Consider the following 5,686-nt stretch of genomic DNA (forward strand, 5'->3'; position numbering starts at 1 on the left):
GAAGGCGAGGGTGCGGCCCTCGCCTTCGAACGCGACGGCAAGGCCATGGACGAAACCGTGGTCGTCCTCGACCAGGCCCGCACCACCGTGAGGCTCGCCGGCGTGGACCGGCCGCCGGTCGTCTCGGCGCTGCGCGGCTTCTCCGCCCCCGTGGTGCTGAAGACCGACGCGCCGCCCAAAGACCGCTACGTCCAGCTCGCCGCCGACCCGGACCTGTTCAACCGCTGGGAGGCCGGCCAGGACCTCGCCGCCGAGCTGATGCTCTCGCGCGCGGCGGGTCGCCCCGACGAGGTCAACGAGGAGCGCTACGCCGAAGCGGTCGGCCGGGCCCTCAGCGACCAGGCCTCGGACGCGGCCTTCAAGGCCCTGCTGCTGGCCCTGCCCTCCGAGACCGACCTGGCGCTGCAGATGACGTCCGCCGACCCCGCGGCCATTCATGCCGCGCGCGAGGCGCTGCGCGAGCGGCTGTCGGTCCACCTGGAGCACGAACTGAGACGGCTGCACACTGGACTGCAGGACCTGGGCGAGTTCTCGCCCGACGCCGCCGGCGCCGGCCGGCGGGCTCTGCGTAACGCCGCCCTCGACCTGCTCGCCGCCAATCCGCGCCACGACATCGCCGACCTGGCGCTGGGCCACTACCGCGCCGCCGGCAACATGACCGACGCCATGGGCGGCCTCTCGGCCCTCGCCCAGATCGGCGGCGAGACGTTCGACACCGCGCTTGCCGACTTCTACGAGCGCTGGAAGTCCGAACCCCTGGTCATCGACAAGTGGTTCGCGGTCCAGGCCCGCGACCGGTCGGAAGGGGCGCTCGGCCGTGTGCTGGGCCTCACCACCCATCCGGCTTTCGACGCCAAGAACCCCAACCGCCTGCGGGCGCTGGTCTCGACCTTCGCCAACTTCAACCCGGTGCGCTTCCACGACCCGAGCGGCGCGGGCTACCGGTTCCTCGCCGACCAGATCCTGGCCGTCGACGGCTTCAATCCGATGACCGCCGCCCGCCTCGTGGATCCGCTGGGCGGCTGGCGGCGCTATCGGCCCGAGCTTGCGAGCCTCATGAAGGCCGAGCTGGAGCGTATCGCCCGTCATGAGGGGCTGTCCAAGAACGTCTACGAGCTTGCGACACGTGCGCTCGAAGGCGGCGACGGGGGCTAGTCACGGTTACGCCGCGACTCGACTTCGCTTAGACTCCTGATTTGCGTCGGGTGTTCGCCGGCGTCGGGGATGGAGCGCGGGGCCTTGGCCAGAGGCGGGGGGCGTAGGTTGGCGGAGGATCGGCGGCCGGCCGAACTCGCGCCTGCGCGCCCGCCGACCCAGCGCTTCGCGCGCATCGGGATCCTCTCGGCCCTGCTCTTGCTGGCGGTCTACACGGCCTTCGCGATCGGCCGACTTCGGGCAGGACCGCAAAGCGCGGAGGAGCAGCTGGTGTGGCTGGCCGCGCCGCTGGCCGTGGCTTTCGCGCTGGGCCTGCTGCTCCTGGTGGAATCCCGCCGGGTGGAACGGGCTCACGCCGCCTTCACCGATTCCGAGCAGCGCTTCCGCATGGCCGTCGAGGCGGCGCGCTGCGGCATCTGGGAGTGGGACCTCGCCGAGGACAAGATCTTCATGTCCGAGGTCACCGCCGCGCTCTTCGGCTGGCGCGGCGGGGTGGTGGACGGTCAGGCGGTGCTGGACCGCGTCTCGCCCGGCCATCGCGACGGGCTGCGCGACGCGCTGGCCAACGCCGCCATCTACGGCGACTTCGACGTGTCGTTTCGCGTGCCCAGCCTAGCCGGCGGCCGGCCGGTCTGGATCGACGCACGCGGCCGCGGCTTCGGCGAGGCGCCCGAGGGCGGCTACGCCCGCATCATCGGCGTGGCCCTCGACGTCACCGAGGAGCGCCTGGCCCAGGCCCGCGCCCAGCAGGCCGAGACCCGCCTGCGCGACGCCATCGAGAGCGTGTCGGAAGCGTTCGTCCTGTGGGACCGCCACGGCCGGTTGCTGATGTGCAACCACAACTTCCGTGATTTCTTCCGGCTGGAGCCGATCCTGCTCGCCACCGGCATCAGCCGCGAGCAGATCGAGCGCGCCGCCCGCGACGCCATCCGTCAGGAATACCCCGCGCCCGGCGGCCGGCCGGGCGTGCGCGAGGCTGAGCTGTCGGACGGCCGGTGGGTGCAGATTTCCGAGCGGCCCACGGCCGAAGGCGGCCTGGTTGTCACCGCGGCGGACATCACGGTGCTGAAGGCGCAGGAAGAGGCCCGCCGGCTGAAGGAGGAGGAGCTGCGACGCGCTGTGGTGAACCTCGAGCGCAGCCAGGAGCAGCTGTCGGAACTGGCCCGCAAATACGAGGCCGAGAAGATCCGGGCCGAAGGCGCCAGCCAGGCGAAGAGCGAGTTCCTGGCCAACATGAGCCACGAGCTGCGCACGCCTCTGAACGCCATCAACGGCTTCTCCGAGATCATGGTCGGCGAGATGTACGGCCCGCTGGGCGACGCCCGCTATCGCGACTACGCCCGGGACATCCTGAACTCCGGCCAGCACCTGCTGGCGCTGATCAACGACATCCTCGACATGTCCAAGATCGAAGCCGGCAAGATGACCCTGCGGTTCGAGCCCGTCTCCATGGAGGAGATCGCCGAGGATGCCCTGCGCCTCGTCCGCAACCGGGCGGAGAGCGCGGGCCTCACCCTGCTCATGGACTTTGTCGAGCTGCCGGACGTCGAGGCCGACTACCGCGCGGTGAAGCAGATCCTGCTGAACCTGCTCTCCAACGCCATCAAGTTCACGCCACGCGGCGGCCGCATCACCGTGCGCGCCGAACGCTGGGACGACGCCCTGGGCCAGCGGGTGCGGATCAGCGTCGCCGACACCGGGATCGGTATCGCCGCGGCCGATCTCGAGCGGCTGGCGCGGCCGTTCGAACAGGTCGAGACCCAGCACGCCAAGACCCAGCAGGGCACGGGCCTGGGCCTCGCGCTCACCAAGGCCTTCGTCGAGATGCACGGCGGCCTCCTGGACCTGAAGAGCCCGGGGCCGGGCCTGGGCGCCACCGCCAGCTTCGCCCTGCCCGTGCGCCAGACCCAGACGGCCGTCGCGGCCTAGCCGCGCACCACCGCCTCGTAAGCGCTCCGCGACTTGGTCCGCGCCTCGGCCAGCTTCTTCGTCAGGCTTCGGAAGTCGCGCGCGCCGCCCGCGCGGGCCAGCAGGGCGCGCAAGGCCTTCGGCTCGTCGCCGGGGTCGGCGTTCTCCTCCAGGGCGACCTTCAGGAGCTGGGTCAGGTCCTGCTGCAGCCGCCAGGCGCCGATCAGCGCCTTCAGGGGTTCAGCTGCCGCGAGGCCCGCCGCGTGCATGGCGCTCAGCGCCTCGGCCGTGTTGGCCGCGAGCGGTCCACCCTGCGCGGCATGCGCCAGTTGCAGGAACTGGGCGGCGAACTCGATGTCCACCAGCCCGCCGGGTGAGAGCTTCAGGTCCCACTCGCCCTTCGGCGGCCGCTCGCGCTCCATCAGCGCGCGCATGTCGCGGACGTCCTCGGCGGTGCGGGCGCGGTCGCGCGGCCGCCGCAGCGCCGCCTCCACCGCACCTTGGGCCTCGGCGGCGAACCCGTCCGAGGTCGCCCACACCACCCGCGCCCGGGTCAGCGCCAGCAGCTCCCAGGTCTCGGCCTCGCCCTGGTAGTAGGGCTCGAACGCCGCCATCGACACCGCCACCGGCCCCTTGGTGCCGGACGGCCGCAGCTGCATGTCGACCTCGTAGAGCGTGCCCTCCGCCGTCGGCGACGACAGGGCCGCGATCAGCCGCTGGGTGAAGCGACCGTAGAAGGTGGAGGCGTCCCAACCCTTCACCTCGGACATCCCGGCCGGATCGGCGGCGCGGTAGAGCGTCATCAGGTCGAGGTCCGAGCTCGCGCTCATCTCCCGCGATCCGCACTTGCCCAGCGCCACGACCGCGACCTCGCCCTCAAAGGCGCCGCCCAGCCGCTCGGCCTCGGCCAGCGAAGCCGGTGCGAGCGCCCGGATGCAGACATCCGCCAGGTCGGCGAAGGCCTTGCCGGCCGCCTCGGCGCTGGCCGCGCCGCTCATCACCTGCACGCCGACGCGAAAGGCCTGCTCGCGATGGATACGGCGGACCACGTCCATCGCCGCCTCGAAGCCGTCGGCGCGGGCGACTGCCTGGGCCATCACCGCCTCGTCCTCGGCCACGTGGATGGGCTGGAAGAACGCCGGATCCAGCATGGCGTCGATGGCGGCGGGGCGACGCGCGAGCGTTGAGGCGAGCCGCGGCGCGAACGCCATCACCTGCACGATCAGCTCGAACAGCCGCGGCTGGGCCAGGAACAGCGACTGCAGCTGCACGCCGGTGGAAAGCCCGGCGAAGAAGTCCGAGAACCGGTTGAAGGCAGGGTCGGGCGCGCCCGTCGCCTGGGCGGCTTCCAGCAACTTGGGCGCGAGCCTCGTGAACAGCTCCCGGCCGCGCTCGGTGCGGGTCGCCGGGATATGGCCGTGGTGCCAGCCGCGGATGGTTTGCGAGACCCGCTGCGGGTTCGAGAAGCCCATCCGCTGCAGCGTGGCGAGCGTCTCGGGATCGTCGTCGACGCCGGTGAACACCAGGCTGCCGAACCGCGATGAAAGCGGCTCCTCCTCGGCGAACAGCTCCCCGTAGCGCGCATTCACGCCCTTGAGGATCCGGGTGATCGCGGCGTCGAAGCTCTGCAGGCGCTCGTAGCCCGAGAGCGCCGCCACCCGGCGCCGCTCCGGGTCCGATTCGGGCAGCCGGTGCGTCTGCTCGTCGGCCAGCATCTGGATGCGGTGCTCGACGGCGCGGAGGGTGCGGTAGGACGCCGTCAGTTCGGCCGCGGCCTCGGGCGTGACATGGCCAGCCTCGGCCAGGGCCTGCAACGCCTCCAGCGTGCGTGGGCTCCGAAGTTCCGGATGCCGGCCGCCCAGGATCAGCTGCTGCGTCTGGACGTAGAACTCGATCTCACGGATGCCGCCGCGGCCCAGCTTCAGGTCCACGCCCTTGGCCGAGACCCGCTCGTCCACCTTGTGGGCGTGGATCTGGCGCTTGATCGAATGGATGTCGGCGATGGCGGCAAAGTCCAGGTTCTTGCGCCAGATGTAGGGCACGAGCTCGCGCAGGAAGCCCGTGGCGGCGTCCAGGTCGCCGGCGCACGGCCGGGCCTTGATGAAGGCGGCGCGCTCCCAGTTCTGGCCGACGCTCTCGTAGTATTCCAGGGCGGCCGGCACCGGCACCGCGGGTGGTGTGGAGGCCGGATCCGGCCGCAGCCGCAGGTCCATGCGGAAGACGTAGCCGTCGGCGGTCTTCGCCTGCATCAGGTCGGACACCCGATGGGTCAGGCGCACGGCGAATGCCTGCGGTTCCACATCGTCGGCCAGCACCGTCGCCAGCGCTTCGGGATCGAAGAAGACCGACACGTCGATGTCGCTGGAGTAGTTCAGCTCGAAGGCGCCCTGCTTGCCCATGGCGATGCAGAACCAGCCGGGGACTGGGCCGCGCGCGCCCTCGCCCAGCCGCGTGAGCCGCCCGGAGTCGAGTTCGCCCCGCGCCGCCGACCAGAGCGCTGCGGTCACCGACGCGTCTGCGAAGCGCGTCAGCGCGCCGGTCACCTGGTCCAGATCCCAGGCGCCGCCCAGGTCCGCCAGGGCGGTCATCAGGTGCAGTTCCTGCTTCAGCACGCGCAGGGGCT

The 5,686-nt window shown here is 71.5% G+C and carries 3 protein-coding genes; 2 read left to right on the forward strand and 1 reads right to left on the reverse strand.

The genetic code is table 11. The annotated features are described in order from the left end of the window. Together RIF93_RS18110 and RIF93_RS18115 are read left to right on the forward strand one after the other, a co-directional pair. Nucleotides 1-1,155, forward strand: a 1,155-nt coding sequence (locus RIF93_RS18110) for a DUF3458 domain-containing protein (protein WP_309092851.1), incomplete at its 5' end; no start/stop codon positions are given. 108 nt (nucleotides 1,156-1,263) lie between these two features. Continuing rightward, on the forward strand, nucleotides 1,264-3,084 hold the full coding sequence (locus tag RIF93_RS18115; RefSeq protein WP_309092852.1) for an ATP-binding protein: 1,821 nt from the start codon (nucleotides 1,264-1,266) through the stop codon (nucleotides 3,082-3,084). Here RIF93_RS18115 and RIF93_RS18120 read toward each other — a convergent pair. Beyond that, nucleotides 3,081-5,686 (reverse strand): bifunctional [glutamine synthetase] adenylyltransferase/[glutamine synthetase]-adenylyl-L-tyrosine phosphorylase (locus tag RIF93_RS18120; RefSeq protein WP_309092853.1); only part of this gene is annotated, 2,606 nt, incomplete at its 5' end. The two genes, RIF93_RS18115 and RIF93_RS18120, sit on opposite strands and share 4 nt — an antisense overlap.

It is taken from the genome of Phenylobacterium sp., from assembly GCF_031181185.1.
Classification (GTDB): Bacteria; Pseudomonadota; Alphaproteobacteria; order Caulobacterales; family Caulobacteraceae; genus Phenylobacterium.